Origin of the sequence: Dickeya parazeae Ech586 (assembly GCF_000025065.1) — a bacterium.
In the GTDB taxonomy this organism is placed as follows: Bacteria; Pseudomonadota; Gammaproteobacteria; order Enterobacterales; family Enterobacteriaceae; genus Dickeya; species Dickeya zeae.
This window is the reverse complement of the sequence record NC_013592.1, coordinates 4206100-4223186: the sequence shown is the minus strand read 5'-3', so window position 1 is coordinate 4223186 and position 17087 is coordinate 4206100. Positions and strand designations below refer to the sequence as shown.

Below are 17087 nucleotides of genomic sequence, written 5' to 3'. Positions count from 1 at the left end.
CGTCGTTATCGACAACAGCATTCCATCGTTAAGCCTTGGCACAAGGGAAGAGCGGTAAGCAGGGGGCAGGCGTAGGAACTGGCTACGGCACACCCAGAAGCGCTCCACCTTGCTGATCGTTTCGCGTTGCGAAGCGATGCGGGTGACAACCCAGGGGATTCAGCCCCTGCAGTCGACAGCGTAAACACCGTAGGTTACGTCCGTCTCGGCGCTGCTCCCCCTCTGGTATCGTCATCGGATACGGTTCCTCCGATACCTTGCCTGGGCGGCGCTCCTCTTCTGGCTTGCGCAACACGTGCGCAAGTAGTCTTTTACAAATAGCGGGTAACGCGTCGGCTGTCAATCAACATTGGATGGGGGCGGGGCATTTCGCAAGAAAAGGGCTTCCCAGCACGGCGTTAAGGGATACAATCGGGAAAAAGCGGGTGGGGTTTCCCGCCTGTCGACCGATTTATGCTCAAACCGATTTGTTCTCAAACCGACTTGTTCTCAAACCAAAGAGTAGTGTGATGAAAAATATCAACCCGACGCAGACTGCCGCCTGGCAGGCATTGCAGCAGCATTTTGCCGCAATGAAAGAGGTTCAGATTAGCGATCTTTTCGCCCAGGATCCTGATCGTTTCTCGCATTTTTCCGCCACATTCGGCGATTTGATGCTGGTGGATTATTCCAAAAACCGCATCACCGCTGAAACGTTGGAAAAACTGCAGGCGCTGGCGCGTGAAACCGATCTGTCCACGGCCATTAAATCCATGTTCTCCGGCGAGAAGATCAACCGTACTGAAGATCGTGCCGTGTTGCATGTCGCGTTGCGCAACCGCAGTAACACGCCGATCGTGGTTGATGGCAAAGATGTGATGCCGGAAGTGAACGCCGTGCTACAAAAGATGAAGCAGTTCAGCGAGCGTGTCATTGGCGGGGAATGGAAAGGGTATACCGGTAAGGCGATTACCGATGTGGTGAACATCGGCATCGGTGGGTCCGACCTGGGGCCGTACATGGTGACGGAGGCGCTGCGCCCCTACAAAAATCACCTGACCATGCATTTTGTTTCCAACGTTGACGGCACCCACATTGCTGAAGTGCTCAAACGCGTCAACCCGGAAACCACCCTGTTCCTGGTGGCCTCCAAGACCTTTACCACCCAGGAAACCATGACCAACGCCCACAGCGCGCGTGACTGGTTCCTCAAGGCTGCTGGTGATGAAAAACATGTCGCCAAGCACTTTGCCGCGCTGTCTACCAACGCGAAAGCGGTTGGCGAATTCGGCATCGATACCGACAACATGTTTGAGTTCTGGGACTGGGTCGGTGGTCGCTACTCGCTGTGGTCCGCCATTGGTCTGTCGATTGTCCTGTCCGTCGGCTTCGATAACTTCGAACAATTGCTGAGTGGCGCACATGCCATGGACCAGCATTTCGCTACTACCCCGGCTGAGAAAAACCTGCCAGTACTGCTGGCGTTGATCGGCATCTGGTATAACAACTTTTTTGGCGCGGAAACTGAAGCGATTCTGCCGTACGATCAGTACATGCATCGTTTCGCGGCTTACTTCCAACAAGGCAACATGGAATCCAACGGTAAGTACGTTGACCGCAACGGCAATGCCGTGGATTACCAGACTGGCCCGATCATTTGGGGTGAGCCGGGTACCAATGGCCAGCATGCGTTCTATCAGTTAATCCATCAGGGTACCAAGCTGGTGCCGTGTGATTTCATTGCACCGGCGACGACCCACAACCCGCTGAGCGACCACCACAACAAGCTGTTGTCGAACTTCTTCGCGCAGACTGAGGCGCTGGCGTTCGGCAAATCCCGCGAGGTGGTGGAAGCTGAGTTTGCCGCAGCGGGCAAATCCGCCGCTGATGTGGCGCATGTGGCCCCGTTCAAGGTGTTCGAAGGCAACCGCCCAACCAACTCCATCCTGTTGCGGGAAATCACACCGTACAGCCTGGGGGCGTTGATCGCGCTTTACGAGCACAAGATCTTCACGCAGGGCGCTATTCTGAACATCTTCACCTTCGATCAGTGGGGTGTGGAGTTGGGCAAACAGCTGGCTAACCGTATCCTGCCTGAACTGCAGGATGACGCGGTGGTTGGCAGTCACGACAGCTCCACCAACGGGCTTATCAACCGCTTCAAACAGTGGCGTGCGTAATGACCGCGGTGCAGCGGCGTATTGAGCGCTGCGCCATAGCTGTCACGTCATGACGATGAGTCATAAAACAGGCCCCGATTCCGGGGCCTGTTGGTTTGTAGGGGACGTGATCGCCGTCATGGTGACAGAAATAGTTGCGCCATGAACAATGACTGCCATGCTGATGGTGGTAACATGGGATTGTTTCGGCATAAGTTTTCGGTTGTCGGGTCGGGCTAGCCCGGCTTCGGCCAGTGTATCGATCATCACGGAGAGAAGCATGCGGACTCGAATACTGATGGGATTGGCTGCCATCACGCTATTAGCAGGGTGCAGTACGAATAACGATCTCAGTGCTGCCGGTCAGGCGGTGCGTTTTACTGACACTAAACCGGCAGCACAATGCCAGTTATTGGGTAGCGTTACTGGCACGCAGTCTAACTGGCTGTCGGGCAGTGGTAATGAAGGCAGCTCCATGCGTGGTGCGGCGAACGATCTGCGCAATAAAGCGGCGGCCATGGGCGGTAACGTGATTTATGGCGTGAGCACGCCGAGTCAGACGTTCCTGTCCAGCTTCGCGCCGCTGGACAGCAAAATGCAAGGCCAGGTTTATAAGTGCCCTTGATATTCAAGACCGTCAGCGCCATGGGCAAATACCCGTGGCGCTGACAGCGCTTCAGCCCTGATTTTCCTGGCGCATACCAATATCCAGCAGTGTTTTGCTGGCCTCACCGCCGATTTCCCGCGTCAGGTTCGGCACCAAATAGCCCGAAACTTGCGTCATCAGCCCCCGAACCAACGTACGAGCTTCATCGTCCGGTACCAGAAAGTGCGCGGCACCTTGAACCTTATCCAGCACATGCAGGTAGTAGGGCAGAATACCTGCATCAAATAAGGCATTGCTGAGTGCCACCAGCGTGTCAACACGATCGTTAATGCCACGTAGCAAGACACTCTGGTTGAGCAATGTCACCCCGGCACGACGCAGACGCGCCATGCTGTCGGTGAGTTCCGCGTTGATTTCATTGGCGTGGTTGATGTGGGTGACCAGCACCACCTGCAGCGGAGATTGCGCCAGCCGCTGGCAAAGCTCCGCCGTGATACGTGCGGGGATCACCACCGGCAGGCGGGTATGGATGCGTAAGCGCTTGAGATGCGGAATCTGTTCCAGTTCGGTTAGCAACCAGTCCAGCTCGTGATCCTTAGCCATCAACGGGTCGCCGCCGGAGAAGATGATTTCGTCCAACTGCGGGTGCTGGCGGATATAATCCAGCGCCTGACGCCAGTTAGCTTTATTACCCTGATTATCCTGATAAGGGAAATGGCGGCGGAAACAATATCGACAGTTGACCGCGCATCCGCCTTTCACCAGCAACAGGGCACGGTTGTGGTATTTATGCAGCAATCCCGGAACCACACTCTGCTGTTCGTCCAGTGGGTCCTGGCTAAAGCCCGGCGCGGTAATAAACTCGTCTTTTGCGGTCAGCACCTGTAGCAACAGTGGGTCGCGGGCGTCACCGGGCCGCATGCGAGCGGCAAAGGCACGCGGTACTCGTAACGGAAATAGCGAGCGAGCTTCGCGTCCGGCGGTCAGTTGCGGATGTTTATCCAGTGCCAGAAGTCTCAGCAATTCATCGGGATCGGTAATAACGTCGGCGAGTTGCTGCAACCAATCTTCTCGGGAGGGTATATTTAGGGTTACAATGTGTGCCATTTTTTTGGCTAAGTACCAGTATCAATGTAGAGGGCCATTATGGCGACTTATTTTAGCAACGATTTCCGTTCCGGTCTTAAAATCATGTTCGAGGGCGAGCCGTATGCTATCGAATCCAGTGAGTTTGTGAAGCCGGGTAAAGGCCAGGCTTTTGCTCGTGTCAAAATGCGTCGTCTGTTGACGGGCTCCCGCGTTGAGAAAACCTTCAAGTCTACTGACTCGGCAGAAGGCGCTGACGTAATGGATACCAACATGAACTACCTGTATAACGACGGGGAGTTCTTCCATTTCATGCACCCTGAAACCTTTGAACAGCATCAGGTTGACGCGAAAACCGTGGGGGATTCCGCCAAGTGGTTGCAGGACAACGCTGAATGTATCGTTACCCTGTGGGATGGTCGTCCGATCGCCGTTCAGCCGCCGAACTTTATCGAAGCTGAAATCACCGATACCGATCCGGGCCTGAAAGGGGATACCGCAGGTACAGGTGGTAAACCGGCAACGCTGTCTACCGGCGCTGTGGTGAAAGTACCGTTGTTCGTACAGATCGGCGAAGTCATCAAGGTTGACACTCGTTCTGGCGAATACGTTTCCCGCGTGAAGTAAGCCTTCCTGGCGCGTAAACTGTCCATCGGGCGGTTTACGCGTTGCCATTATTCTGATTCCCGCCTGAAAAACTCTTTCACACAACCAGAACGTTCCCTGATGGTATTTTATCCCGGCTAACGTAATAATGCCGCGTCTTGGTTAAGGAGAGAGCAGAGCTATGTCCCCACTTATTATCACGGTATTCATGCTGACCCTCAGCAATGTATTTATGACCTTTGCCTGGTACGGGCACCTTCGCTATTTCAGTGGCCGGACCTGGATGGTGGCCGCGCTGGTCAGTTGGGGGATTGCGCTGTTTGAATATCTGTTGCAGGTGCCGGCGAACCGTATTGGCTATCAGGTCGCCTCAGCCGGGCAACTGAAAATCCTGCAGGAAGTGATCAGTTTGTCGGTGTTTATTCCTTTCTCGATAGTGATCCTCAAAGAACCCTTCCGTACCGACTATATTTGGGCCGGGCTGTGCCTGTTGGGCGCGGTATTCTTTATGTTCCGTGACAAAATTATGGGCTGATCGGCCTTCACGTTATTCGATAAAACAGCCGGTATAACAACCGGCTGAAAATACGCCGATAAGCGGCGTTAGCATGACCGGAAATAATAATATCAAAACGATGTTTTATTTATTTCCTTTTTCCGTTGGTTCCTGCTGATTATTTCCCCGTACTGGCTTTCGTGTTTACCCAAATTAATTTATCCGTCTGAAAGCCATTACGTTGCGCGCTCGCCAGCAGCGCCTGCTTCACAAGGGGATGAAGGTCGGGTGTCCGGGAGAGAATCCACAGGTATTCACGATTTGGCCCGCAAACCAGTGCATAACGGTAGTCACTGTCCAGTGCTATCACATTGTAGCCGCCATAGAATGGCCCGAAGAAAGACACTTTCAGCGCAGCGCGTTGTGATGAGCCGGTGAAGTAACCCTTGCCAATACTTTCGCGCCAGACTCGTTTCACCGGGTCGAAGCCACGGTTCACCACGGTGATGCCGCCATCGTCCCGTGGGCTGTAAGTCGCGGTAACCTGCTCCAGACCACGCTCGAAACGGTTGTCCAGTCGGGCGATTTCATACCAGGTTCCCATATAGCGAGCAGGTTCGAAATTATCCACGACCTGAACGCCCTGCGGCGGTGTGGTGCTGCAGGCTGTCGTGAATAAGGTGATCAATGAGGTCAGCAATACGCGCCAACTTTTCATTTGCGGCTTCCTGTGTTGGTTTATCTTGGGGTTAAAGGTAGGAAGTGGAATGCAAAGATGCAATAAAAAAGGCCCGCATAGTGCGGGCCGTGACGCATAACGATAAGTCGGTGTTACAGCGTTGCCACACCAATGATGGTGACGACGGAGAGGATTGCCGCCAGACCGTAGAACACCCATTTACCGGCCGGAACATGAATCTTCAGGTCATGCATGGCGTGGTGGATACGGTGCAGGCCGCACCACAGCGGCAGTACAATCATCAGCAGCAGGAATGCACGGCCAATCAGGCTGTGGCTGAACGCGGCGATACGATCGTAGGTCAGCGCCTGTGGGAACAGGCCAAGCGGCAACAAAATCCCGATAAGCAGGATGATAACCGGCGCGAACATCGCGCTCCACATGCCGCCAGCGCCGAACAGGCCCCAGAACGGTGGTTCGTCGGAACGTTTGGGTTGTTGATTACTCACGAGATTCCTCCTGTTCAGAACAGCAAGGCGATGGCCAGCACCGCCAGCGTGATGACCACAGTGGCCGCCCACAGTCCTTTAACGACCGGCTCAGGCCCCATTTTTTCATCTTTCACGATGATGATGGAGGCCTTCGGTGCCAGATCAAACCAGGTCTTGGTGTGCAATACCGCCGCCAGCAGGGCGATGATATTGAGCAGCAGCACCAGCGGGTTTTGCAGGAAGCCGATAAACTGGCTCCAGCCTTCCGGACCGGCTTTGAGCGAAAACACGCCATGCAGCAGGACGATGCTGAACCAGACCGCAGGCACCGCAGTACCTTCGCGCAGCATATAGAAACGGTAGAAACCGAGCTTCTGCCACCAGGTGGGCGTCATGCCACGGACATACGCTTTACGTTTGGTGATCATTTGTTGCCTCCCTTATTGTGGTCTCAGCATGGCGATCATGAAGTCTTTGGCGCTTTCCACTTTGCTTTGCTGGATAGCGGCCGCCGGATCGACGTGCTTCGGACACACTTCAGAGCAGTAACCGACGAAGGTACAGGACCAGACGCCGTTGTCGCTGTTCAGTTGCGGCATACGCTCTTTCTTACCGTGGTCGCGATTGTCCAGATTGTAACGGTGGGCCAGCGTAATCGCGGCAGGACCGATGAACTCCGGATTCAGGCCGAACTGCGGACAGGCGGCGTAACACAGCCCACAGTTGATGCAACCGGAGAACTGATGGTATTTCGCCATCTGTGCCGGTGTCTGTGTGTTCGGGCCCTGATCCGGTGTGCGGTTGTTGCCGATGATATAAGGCTTGATAGCTTCCAGACTTTCGATGAAGTGGGTCATATCCACCACCAGATCGCGTTCGATCGGGAAGTTGCCCAGCGCTTCAACCTTCATGCCGCTGCTGGCATAGTCACGCAGGAAGGTTTTACAGGCCAGTTTCGGCACGTTATTGACCATCATGCCGCAAGAACCGCAAATCGCCATACGGCAGGACCAGCGGTAAGACAGGTCCGGTGCCAGGTTGTCCTTGATGTAGCCGAGCGCATCCAGCAGCGAGGTTTCGCGGGTATACGGCACGTCGTAGGTATCGAAGTGCGGGGCGTTATCCTGCTCTGGGTTATAGCGCATGACTTCCATTTTCAGGGTTTTCATATCAGCCATTCGCTTGCTCCTTCTTGTTTTTCTCCTGAGCTTCTGCTTCGGCACCGTAAACGCGTTTTGCCGGCGGCAGCTTGGTGATTTTCACATCGCTGTATTCCAGACGTGGTCCGCCTTCCGGGTTGTAGAACGCCAGCGTGTGCTTCAGGAAATTGACGTCATCACGCTCGGTGCAGCCTTCATCCAGACGCTGGTGTGCGCCACGTGATTCTTTGCGGTTGATGGCGGAATGCGCCATACACTCGGCGACGTCCAGGCTGTGGCCCAGTTCGATGGTGTAGAGCAGATCGGTGTTGAACACGCTGGAACGGTCGGTGATTTTCACGCGTTTGAAGCGTTCTTTCAGCTCGGCCATCTTGTCGACGGTTTTCTGCATCAACTCGGTGGTACGGTAAATACCGCAGCCTTCTTCCATCGACATACCCATTTCGTCGCGGATTTTAGACCAGCTTTCGGTACCTTCCTGCTTGAGCAACGCGTGCAGGCGCTGTTCCACGTCTTTCGCCTGAGCATCCAGTGCGCTGGCGTTGGCCGGTGCGGCTGACTGTGAACGTTCTACGGCTTTTTCACCGGCTACGCGGCCGAACACCACCAGTTCTGCCAGTGAGTTGGAGCCAAGGCGGTTGGCGCCGTGCAAACCAACGGACGAACATTCGCCAACGGCGAACAAGCCCTGAATGCGGGTTTCACACTGCTGATCGGTTTCGATACCGCCCATGGTGTAGTGCGCAGTCGGACGAATCGGAATCGGCTCTTTGACCGGGTCGACGCCGACGTAGGCTTTTGCCAGTTCGCAAATAAACGGCAGACGTTCTTTCAGTTTCTTCTCGCCCAGATGACGCAGGTCGAGGTAGACCACATCGCCCAGCGGGGTCGACACGGTGCGTCCGGCGCGCCATTCGTGCCAGAAGGCTTGCGATACTTTATCGCGCGGCCCCAGTTCCATGTATTTGTTTTTCGGCTCGCCCAGCGGCGTTTCCGGCCCGAGGCCGTAGTCTTGCAGATAGCGGTAGCCGTCTTTGTTGACCATGATACCGCCTTCACCGCGGCAGCCTTCGGTCATCAGAATACCGGAACCCGGCAGACCGGTCGGGTGGTACTGAACGAATTCCATGTCACGCAATGGGACGCCGTGGCGGAACGCCATGCCCATGCCGTCACCGGTGACGATGCCGCCGTTGGTGTTGTAGCGATAGACGCGACCCGCGCCGCCTGTTGCCATCACGATGGCGTTGGCACGAATCTGAATCAGCGACCCTTCCATCATATTGATGGCAACGACCCCACGGGCATGTCCGTCATCCACCAGGATGTCCAGAACGAAATGCTCGTCGAAACGCTGAATTTGTGGGTATTTCAGAGAGGTCTGGAACAAGGTGTGCAGCATATGGAAACCGGTTTTATCCGCCGCAAACCAGGTCCGTTCGATCTTCATCCCGCCGAAACGACGTACGTTAACCGAGCCATCCGGTTTACGGCTCCACGGGCAACCCCACTGCTCAAGCTGGGTCATTTCGCGCGGACAATTCTGCACGAAGTGGTCCACCACGTCCTGTTCACATAACCAGTCTCCCCCTGCCACGGTGTCGTGGAAATGGAAGTCGAAGCTATCATGATCCTGTGTGACCGCCGCCGAACCACCTTCTGCCGCCACAGTGTGGCTACGCATCGGGTAGACTTTGGAAATCAGCGCAATCTTGAGTTGGGGATTTGCTTGCGCCGCAGCAATCGCGGCCCGTAAACCTGCTCCCCCGGCCCCGATAATGGCCAAATCGGCATTAAAGGTTTGCACTGCATGCCTCCAGTTACTTAAGTTAAATAAATTAAATTAAGAAAATAATATGCAATCCAACGTCGTCACTTATTTTCCGTTTTAATTTCAAGATAGTAAATCGAGTGAAAAAATATCTGATCTACCTACAAAGAGAGATTCAATCACTCTTTTTTTGTATGGGAATGATTATAGCGATTTGAAGATGTCTGAAATTTGATGTGATCCAGTATTTTGCTGTTTTTTAATATCCGCACGGACATATTCCGGAAAACGTGACGGGAAATGTGATTTATTCATAAATATCACTTTTATTTCTTTAATAATCTCGACAAATCAAATTGAAGAAAGTCTTCCGCTGGATAAATTTGTCTGGTTGTGGGGATACGGGTAGACTGCATCTCCAGTTTGAGTGTGGAGTGGAAATCATGAGCGAAACGGCCAGTTGGCAACCCAGTGCCCCTGTCGCCAATCTGTTGAAGCGGGCGTCGATAATGAAAGAAATCCGGCGTTTCTTCTCAGACCGTGGCGTGCTGGAGGTGGAAACACCGGCCATGAGCCAGGCGACGGTGACGGATGTGCATCTGTTCCCGTTCCAGACCCACTTTGTCGGCCCCGGTGCTGCTGATGGTATGGCGTTGTATCTGATGACCAGTCCGGAATACCACATGAAGCGCTTGCTGGCGGCGGGGAGTGGACCGATTTACCAATTGTGTCGCAGCTTTCGCAACGAAGAGTCCGGCCGTTACCACAATCCAGAATTCACCATGCTGGAGTGGTATCGCCCCCACTACGATATGTATCGCCTGATGAATGAAATGGATGACCTGCTGCAACAGGTGCTGGAGTGCGACAGCGCCGAAATGCTGTCTTATCAGCAGGCGTTCCAGCGTCATCTTGAAGTAGACCCGTTGTCGGCCGATAAAGCACAGCTGCGTGAAGCGGCGGAGAAAATCGGTGTCGGTGATGTGGCGAACCGGGAAGAAGATCGCGATACCCTGTTGCAGTTGCTGTTCGCATTTGGTGTCGAGCCGCAGATCGGTCGTGATAAACCGGCGTTTGTTTACCATTTCCCGGCCACGCAGGCCGCGCTGGCGGAAATTAGCACCGAGGATCACCGCGTGGCGGAGCGGTTTGAGGTGTATTACAAAGGTATCGAGCTGGCCAACGGTTTTTGCGAACTGACGGACAGTAAAGAGCAGCGTCAACGCTTCGAGCAGGATAACCGCAAGCGTGCCGCGCGTGGTTTACCGGTACAACCGATTGACGAAAACCTGCTGGCGGCGTTGGCCGCGGGTATCCCGCCGTGTTCCGGCGTGGCGCTGGGCGTGGATCGTCTGGTGATGCTGGCGCTCAATGCCGAGTCTATCGGCGAGGTGATGGCATTTACGGTGGATCGCGCCTGAGGCCGTTTTTTCATTCTTAATGACTCGGGTTGACAGAAAACCACGGAAGCTATTACTTGCCGTGGTTTTTTTATTCAGCGTAATGACAGTTTAAACATCATGAAAACTTACGTGTGATTACAACCCATGCGTCATAACCCACCAGCAGTGCGGGTTGACGTGGCGGCGTTGCGCCCGGCAACTTGTACTGAGTCCATCCGCACCTGGAACGGTGGGAACGGCATCACCAGATTGTGTTCGCGGTAGCTTTCCAGAATCAGCTGGTGCAGTTCGTGGCGCAACGGCATACGGTGACCCATCTCGGCGGCGAAAATACGCAGTTCAAAAATTTGGATGCCCTGACGCAGGTCGACCAAAAATACTTCCGGTGGCGGGTTATCCAGCACCAGCGAACAGCGTTTCACCGCATCCAGCAGTAGTGTGGTGACGTCCTGCGTACTGGCATCGGCGGGAGCGGGAATGGTCAGAACCACACGGGTGACCGAGTCAGATAACGACCAGTTGATGAACTGTTCGGTGATAAAGGCTTTGTTCGGCACGATGATCTCTTTGCGATCCCAGTCGGAGATCGTGGTAGCACGGGTATTAATGCGCATCACACTGCCAGTCAGATCGCGAATGGTCACGGTATCGCCAATGCGGATCGGCTTTTCGAACAAAATGATCAACCCGGAAATAAAGTTGGCGAAGATCTCTTGTAAACCAAACCCTAGCCCTACACCGAGTGCCGCCACCAGCCACTGCAATTTTGACCACTCGATACCGATCAGTGAGAATCCTGTCAGCCCGCCAACCAGCATCATCAGGTATTTGCTGATGGTAATAATGGCGTAGCCGGTACCGGGCGACAGTTCAATATGCTGCAATACCGCCAGTTCCAGCAAAGCGGGCAGATTTCGCACCAACTGGGCGGTGATAATAAACACCAGCAGTGCTATCAGTACCGAGCCCAGCGTAATCGGTTGTACGCTTTCTACACCTTTCACCGTGCTGGTGACGTCCCACAGGCTGATATTCTCCATAAAAGCAAAAGCGGAATGGATTTCCGACCACAGCGCGATGACCGATACCAGCGCGACCAATGTCAGGATAGACCGCACCAGTTTCAGTGAGCGCGCGCTGATAGCATCCAGATCCACCACCGGTTCTTCCACCACGTCACCACTGGCTTCGTGTGACGACAGCGCCGTATTGTCTTCTTCGCCCCGGGCGCGTTGCGCCAGCATGTCCGCCCGGCGTTGTCTGGCGCGGTCAAAAGCGATACGGCGGCGTTGTATCAGCATCCAACGGCGGATGATGTGATAAATCACCAGCAGGAAGAACCAGATAGCGACCGAGGTTTCCAGTCGTGCGAGCAATGCCTGCGATGTGGTGAGATAGCCCAGGCAGGATGCCAGCGCGGCAATCAACGGAATGCAGATCATCAGATTCCACATCGCACGGTTTAACGGGTTTTCACCGGATCCTTCTTTATCCAGATACAACGGGATCCCGGCGCGTTTTAGGCTGGTGGTCACCAGACTGAGCGCCATGCACAGCAGGATAAAGCACAGCCGCCCCAGCGTACTGGAAAACGCCCGATCGTTGAGGTTATCGAAGGTGATCAACGCCATCACCAGCGGCACGATAAAGCCAATAGAAAGACGGTAGTAGCGCATGGCACGCGCCACCTGCTTCGGCGACCAGCCGAAATGCACGATGAACAATCCCTGACGGTGAGAAAATGCGGCACCAATCATCACCACCCACATCAGCGGCACGGTGGCGGTCACACTGTCGCCGATAGCGACGGCGGCTGGGTAAGGCCAGGCGTTTTGTAACCCGTAGCCGAGTGCTGCCCACAGTACCGGCAGCGGCATCGCTACCATCACCGACCAGAACACGGTACGCAGCGTCAGCATGAAGTAATCGAGCGTCACCTTACCGACCCGGCTACTGGCACGGTCCAGAAAGGCGTGGTAATGACGACGCGAGCTGATGCTAAGCCCGACCAGCAGTAATGCGCCCAGCAGCGGCAACAGGGTTCCCTGACTGGTGACCATCATCAGCATGGCACCGCTGAGTTGGGTGAGGGTATCGAGCGATAGCAGGCGAGACAGATCGCGTAACAGATTCAGTGGGTAGGCAAAACCAATCGGGTCGACATCTGCCACCCAGAACAGGTAGCGGTGTGCCGCATCGCGGATCTCAATCAGGGCGTCTTCCAGCTGGTTGCTGGCGACCTTCAACTTGGTCAGCTCCAGAATCTGCGTGTCACAACCGGAAATCAGCGATGTGAGCAGATCGCGCTGGGTGCGTTGCTGATCGTTGACGATCTTTTGCTGAGCGGCAGTCAACGGGGTACCGTTATCCTGCCGGGTGGGATCACCGCTTGCCGACAGCTTGTTGAGCTGATCTTCATAATGCAGGCGCTGGGCGCGCAACTGCGCCATGTCGCCATCCAGTTGCTGGGGTTTGGGCATTTCCGGCAGTCTGGCGACCTGAGCGCGCAACGTTTCCCCCAGCGCGGGTGAGGAGCCGAGCCATTGCGCTTGTTCGCGCAGCGTACTCAGCGCCTGACGCACCTGTAGCGTTTGGGCGGCGGTCTGGCGCTGGCGGGCGGCAATCTGATCCATGCGCTGTGCCTGCTGATTCAGTGCCATGGACAGTTCACGGTTGGTTTGCAGCAGGCTGGCGACCGCGGTGGGTAACTGACCTTCCTGCTCAGCCAGTTGCTCTGTTCTTTCTAATGCCTGCTCCGCCTCACGTTGGCGCAAGGTGTTCAGCGTGCTGCGCAATAATTGGAGTTGATTATCCAGCCGGTCACGCCGCTTTTTATAGACCTCGGCTTGCAGACGCGAGAGTTCCTGACGGTTACTGGCGGAAAGCTGCGCCAGTTCCAGCTCTTCCAGCCGACTTTTACGCAATGCGGCTTCAGCCTGTAACGCGGCCAGTTGCGCCTGACCGAGGGGTGTCGTGGGGTTGCCCAGCGCCTGTACGCGCCGTTCGACGTCGCTCAGCGCGCGGTTGGCTTCGGTTTGCTGCTGTGGCAACTGGGCCAGCGAGTCACTGATTTCCCGCTGGTGGTCCTGTTCTTGTTGTAACTGACGGGTTTGCTCCAGCAACTGACTGCTGATCTGGACAATTTGCTGTTCCAGGTCGTTAACCGAGGTGGTTTTAGGTGGTGCTGCCGGTTTAGCGTCTTCCGCGTCAGACTGCTGGCGCAGTTCGCGGGTCAGCTTGGGGAAGTCATCAATCGCACGCTGGTACTGGTCGGCCCGTTGGCGGGTCTCCCGGCGCTCATCCAGCAGCCGCAACGCGGATTGCAGCTCTTTGACGATATCGGCTTGCGCCGGGGTATTCTTATTGGTTTCGGCCTGCTGCAGATCCTGTTTCAGTTGCGTTTCGTCAGGCAACTGGGCGGCCAGCGACGTGGTTGATAACAGGCATCCCATCAGGAAAATCAGAATCAGACGCACGGCTGGCCTCCTCAGGTTATTGATGGGGTCAGGGGGTGGTGTCGGTTGTGTCGCTGTCGTTGGCTGCGCTCATGCGCGCCCGAACATCCTCATCCAACGCTTCGGCCATGGCTTCACCCATACGGGTAACGCTCTGGCTGGCCAGTCCAGGCATTAACTCTACACGACCTTTCGCGAACAGGTTAATGACCGTGGAGCCGAGTTTGAAACGGCCCATTTCGTCGCCTTTTTCCAGAATAACCGCGTCTTCGCCTTCCAGCGGATAGGCCCAGCGTTTGATGATGCCTTCACGCGGCGGTGTAACCACACCCGCCCACACCGTTTCGATACTGCCGACGATGGTCGCGCCCACCAGAATCTGCACCATGGGGCCGAATGGCGTATCGAACAGGCAGATCACACGCTCGTTGCGGGCAAACAGGTTCGGCACGTTGGCGGCGGTCAGCGGGTTAACGGAAAACAGGTCGCCCGGCACGTAGATCATGTCGCGCAAAATACCGTCACACGGCATATGCACACGGTGGTAATCGCGCGGCGAGAGATAAGTCGTGACGAACACGCCGTCGCGAAACAGGTCAGCGAGAATAACGTTACCGGCCAACAGCGCTTCCAGCGAATAGTTGTGCTGTTTGGCTTGCAAGACCTGAAGATCGTCAATGGTGCCCAACTGAGAAATAGCGCCATCGGCAGGGAACACTAACCGGTTCGCCAGCGGATCAACCGGGCGAATTCCCGGTTTCAGCGGGCGCACAAAAAAGTCGTTGAACGTGGGGTAGGATGCGGCGCTGGGTTGTTGCGCTTCCTGCATATTGACCTTGTAGATGCGCGCAAACAGTTCAATCACCAGTCTGGTCAGCAGGCCAGCCTGACGGTTGGCCCCCCAACCGGCCAGTTGCGTTAGCCAGACCTTCGGGAGCAGATGTTGTAGAGCAATCTTGATTCTGTCCAGCACAGTGAGCCTCGTCGTTTTCTAAGGATACGCCGTAAAAAGGGGCGCATTGTAGCGGTGGATACAATAAATGTCAGTTATCCGAAGCAGAAAAGGATTTACGCGTTTTTACCTGCGCCATGCTCTCCAGAATGCGGTGGTAGTTATCGAAACGCTCAGCGGCTATCTCACCTCGCTCCAGTGCGGCGCGGATAGCGCAGCCAGGGTCGGTATCGTGTTTGCAGTCACGGAATTTACAACTGCCCAGATAGTCGCGAAACTCGACAAAACCCCGAGTGACCTGCTCCGGCTCCAGATGCCACAGGCCGAATTCGCGTACGCCCGGCGAGTCGATAACGTCGCCGCCGTGGGGAAAGTGGTACAACCGTGCGGCGGTGGTGGTGTGTTGGCCAAGCCCAGAAGCATCGGACACGTCGTTGACCAGAATTTTGGCGTTATCAGGGTAGAGTAACGCATTGAGCAAGCTCGACTTGCCGACGCCAGACTGCCCGGCAAAGATACTGACGCGGCCGGTTAGCGCAGCTTCCAGTTCGGCGATGCCCTGTTGGGTATGGCTGGACAGCATCAGCACCCGGTAGTGCAGGTTGCGATAAATATCCATCACCTCTTCTACGAACGCCCGACCTTCGTCATCCAGCAGGTCGGTTTTGTTGAGCACGATCAGCGGCTCGACTTCCAGCGTTTCACAGGCCACCAGATAGCGGTCGATAATATTGAGCGATAACTCCGGCAAGATGGCGGAGACAATCACAATCTGGTCGATGTTAGCGGCGATCGGTTTGATACCGTCATAGTAATCCGGCCGGGTCAACACCGACTGACGTGGGTGTACCGCTTCGACAATACCGCTGATGCCAGCCAGCGTTTCATTACCGGCACGCCAGACGACCCGGTCACCGGTGACCAGCGAGGGGATGGTACGGCGAAGATTACAACGGTGCAGTTCGCCATCCGGCGCTTCCACATCGGCATGCATGCCGAAACGGCTGATAATGATGCCTTCCTGTGGTTCGCCCAATTGGTTGTCATCCCACTCGACCTTGCTGTCGGCATGCTTCAAGCGGCGCTGATGGTTGGCGCTAACCCGCCGTTGCTGACCTTTTGACAGTTTCTTTTTACTCACGCAGTCTCTCTTGGTTCGGCGCTTATCGCCGGTGGCGATGGAAGCGACTATAATACACGCTATTTTATTTTAATTAACCGCCGCCGGGCCTGTCAGCCTGCTGGCGGCGAAACTTTCAATAGCAAGGGCGACACGGGAACGCGACGATGGTAAATGAAAACAACCTGATCTGGATCGATTTGGAAATGACGGGGCTGGATCCTGAACGGGATCGGATCATCGAGATCGCAACACTGGTGACCGACGCTAACCTGAATGTGCTGGCAGAAGGCCCGACGCTGGCGGTGCATCAGCCTGACAGTCAACTGGCGCTGATGGATGACTGGAACGTGCGTACCCATACCGCCAGCGGGTTGGTAGAGAGAGTGAAAGCCAGTCGCGTTGACGAAGACGCGGCACAGCGGGAAACCATTGCCTTCCTGCAACAGTGGGTACCGGCGGGCAAATCACCGATTTGCGGCAACAGCATCGGGCAGGATCGTCGTTTCCTGTTCCGCTACATGCCGGAGCTGGAAGCCTACTTCCACTACCGCTATCTGGACGTGAGTACGCTCAAGGAACTGGCACGCCGCTGGAAACCCGAGATTCTGACGGGCTTTAAAAAGCGCAATACCCATCAGGCGCTGGACGATATCCGCGAATCGGTCGCGGAGCTGGCGTACTACCGCGAGCACTTTATTCAGTTGTAACGGTTGGCTGTCGCGGGGATTTTCAGCGTATTGCTGATTTTGTCGGCACTTGAACACTATTTTTTGTCAGGGGGGTTGCGGGGGAGAAAGTTTCTCGTATAATGCGCTCCCCGTAACGACAGAAAATTACGTTGCGTCACACCCCTGCGGGAATAGCTCAGTTGGTAGAGCACGACCTTGCCAAGGTCGGGGTCGCGAGTTCGAGTCTCGTTTCCCGCTCCAAATTATCATCATGTAGATAACTGTCTACAGGATGCAGAAGACCACCGAAAGGTGGTTTTTTTGTGCCTGTTGTGTGGTGCTCGCCAATCATATTGCTTGTGCTCTGTCGTCTGGCTATTACGTCGTTGTTGATCCTCTCAGCAAATTCATAACCTGGTTCTACCTCTCATCGCATTCCCGTTTCTGCTGAT

General features: G+C 55.3%; 15 protein-coding genes, 1 tRNA gene and 1 riboswitch. Of the genes, 7 read left to right on the top strand and 9 right to left on the bottom strand.

The features are described from left to right. Positions 1-89: 89 nt before the first annotated feature. A riboswitch (Lysine riboswitch) is annotated at positions 90-287 on the bottom strand. Between the two features lie 222 nt (positions 288-509). Further along, positions 510-2159 carry a glucose-6-phosphate isomerase gene (gene pgi / locus DD586_RS18335; protein ID WP_012886314.1) on the top strand — a complete coding sequence of 550 codons (1650 nt, stop codon included), beginning with the start codon at positions 510-512 and terminating at the stop codon, positions 2157-2159. A 259-nt stretch (positions 2160-2418) separates the two neighbouring features. Further along, the gene (locus tag DD586_RS18325) at positions 2419-2763 is read left to right on the top strand and encodes a DUF4156 domain-containing protein (protein WP_012886313.1); all 345 of its coding nucleotides are present in this window, start codon (positions 2419-2421) and stop codon (positions 2761-2763) included. A gap of 51 nt (positions 2764-2814) precedes the next feature. Here DD586_RS18325 and epmB read toward each other — a convergent pair whose 3' ends face one another. Continuing rightward, positions 2815-3852, bottom strand: coding sequence for an EF-P beta-lysylation protein EpmB (gene epmB / locus DD586_RS18320; RefSeq protein WP_012886312.1), 1038 nt, complete (start codon positions 3850-3852; stop codon positions 2815-2817). Between the two features lie 39 nt (positions 3853-3891). Between epmB and efp the strand changes: the two genes are divergently transcribed. Together efp and DD586_RS18310 are read left to right on the top strand one after the other, a co-directional pair. Then, positions 3892-4458 carry an elongation factor P gene (efp, locus tag DD586_RS18315; protein WP_012886311.1) on the top strand — a complete coding sequence of 189 codons (567 nt, stop codon included), beginning with the start codon at positions 3892-3894 and terminating at the stop codon, positions 4456-4458. Positions 4459-4618: 160 nt separating this feature from the next. Then, the gene (locus DD586_RS18310) at positions 4619-4972 is read left to right on the top strand and encodes a DMT family protein (protein WP_012886310.1); all 354 of its coding nucleotides are present in this window, start codon (positions 4619-4621) and stop codon (positions 4970-4972) included. Between the two features lie 139 nt (positions 4973-5111). Here the strand turns inward: DD586_RS18310 and blc are convergent, their stop codons facing one another. The 5 genes from blc to frdA form a co-directional block, all read right to left on the bottom strand. Then, a complete protein-coding gene (gene blc, locus DD586_RS18305; protein ID WP_012886309.1) occupies positions 5112-5651 on the bottom strand; it encodes an outer membrane lipoprotein Blc in 540 nt (179 codons plus the stop codon). Between the two features lie 113 nt (positions 5652-5764). Further along, positions 5765-6121 (bottom strand): fumarate reductase subunit FrdD, encoded by a 357-nt coding sequence (gene frdD, locus DD586_RS18300; protein WP_012886308.1) that lies wholly within the window; start codon positions 6119-6121, stop codon positions 5765-5767. A gap of 14 nt (positions 6122-6135) precedes the next feature. Beyond that, positions 6136-6531 carry a fumarate reductase subunit FrdC gene (frdC, locus tag DD586_RS18295; RefSeq protein ID WP_012886307.1) on the bottom strand — a complete coding sequence of 132 codons (396 nt, stop codon included), beginning with the start codon at positions 6529-6531 and terminating at the stop codon, positions 6136-6138. Positions 6532-6543: 12 nt separating this feature from the next. Beyond that, positions 6544-7281, bottom strand: a complete 738-nt coding sequence (locus DD586_RS18290; RefSeq protein WP_012886306.1) for a succinate dehydrogenase/fumarate reductase iron-sulfur subunit — start codon at positions 7279-7281, stop codon at positions 6544-6546. Next, positions 7274-9070 carry a fumarate reductase (quinol) flavoprotein subunit gene (frdA, locus tag DD586_RS18285; protein ID WP_012886305.1) on the bottom strand — a complete coding sequence of 599 codons (1797 nt, stop codon included), beginning with the start codon at positions 9068-9070 and terminating at the stop codon, positions 7274-7276. Before frdA ends, DD586_RS18290 begins: the two co-directional genes overlap by 8 nt. 407 nt (positions 9071-9477) lie before the next feature. Here frdA and epmA point away from each other — a divergent pair, with 407 nt between their 5' ends. Beyond that, the gene (epmA, locus tag DD586_RS18280; RefSeq protein ID WP_012886304.1) at positions 9478-10455 is read left to right on the top strand and encodes an elongation factor P--(R)-beta-lysine ligase; all 978 of its coding nucleotides are present in this window, start codon (positions 9478-9480) and stop codon (positions 10453-10455) included. Positions 10456-10586: 131 nt separating this feature from the next. Here the strand turns inward: epmA and mscM are convergent, their stop codons facing one another. The 3 genes from mscM to rsgA all read right to left on the bottom strand — a co-directional run bounded on the left by mscM (position 10587) and on the right by rsgA (position 15985). Beyond that, the gene (mscM, locus tag DD586_RS18275) at positions 10587-13913 is read right to left on the bottom strand and encodes a miniconductance mechanosensitive channel MscM (protein ID WP_012886303.1); all 3327 of its coding nucleotides are present in this window, start codon (positions 13911-13913) and stop codon (positions 10587-10589) included. Positions 13914-13941: 28 nt separating this feature from the next. Next, positions 13942-14865, bottom strand: coding sequence for an archaetidylserine decarboxylase (asd, locus tag DD586_RS18270; protein WP_012886302.1), 924 nt, complete (start codon positions 14863-14865; stop codon positions 13942-13944). A 70-nt stretch (positions 14866-14935) separates the two neighbouring features. Next, the gene (gene rsgA / locus DD586_RS18265; protein ID WP_012886301.1) at positions 14936-15985 is read right to left on the bottom strand and encodes a small ribosomal subunit biogenesis GTPase RsgA; all 1050 of its coding nucleotides are present in this window, start codon (positions 15983-15985) and stop codon (positions 14936-14938) included. A gap of 146 nt (positions 15986-16131) precedes the next feature. On the opposite strand from rsgA, the gene orn reads away from it, so the two are divergent. Further along, positions 16132-16674, top strand: a complete 543-nt coding sequence (gene orn / locus DD586_RS18260) for an oligoribonuclease (RefSeq protein WP_012886300.1) — start codon at positions 16132-16134, stop codon at positions 16672-16674. Between the two features lie 146 nt (positions 16675-16820). Then, positions 16821-16896, top strand: a tRNA-Gly gene (locus DD586_RS18255). The last annotated feature ends 191 nt before the right edge of the window (positions 16897-17087 follow it).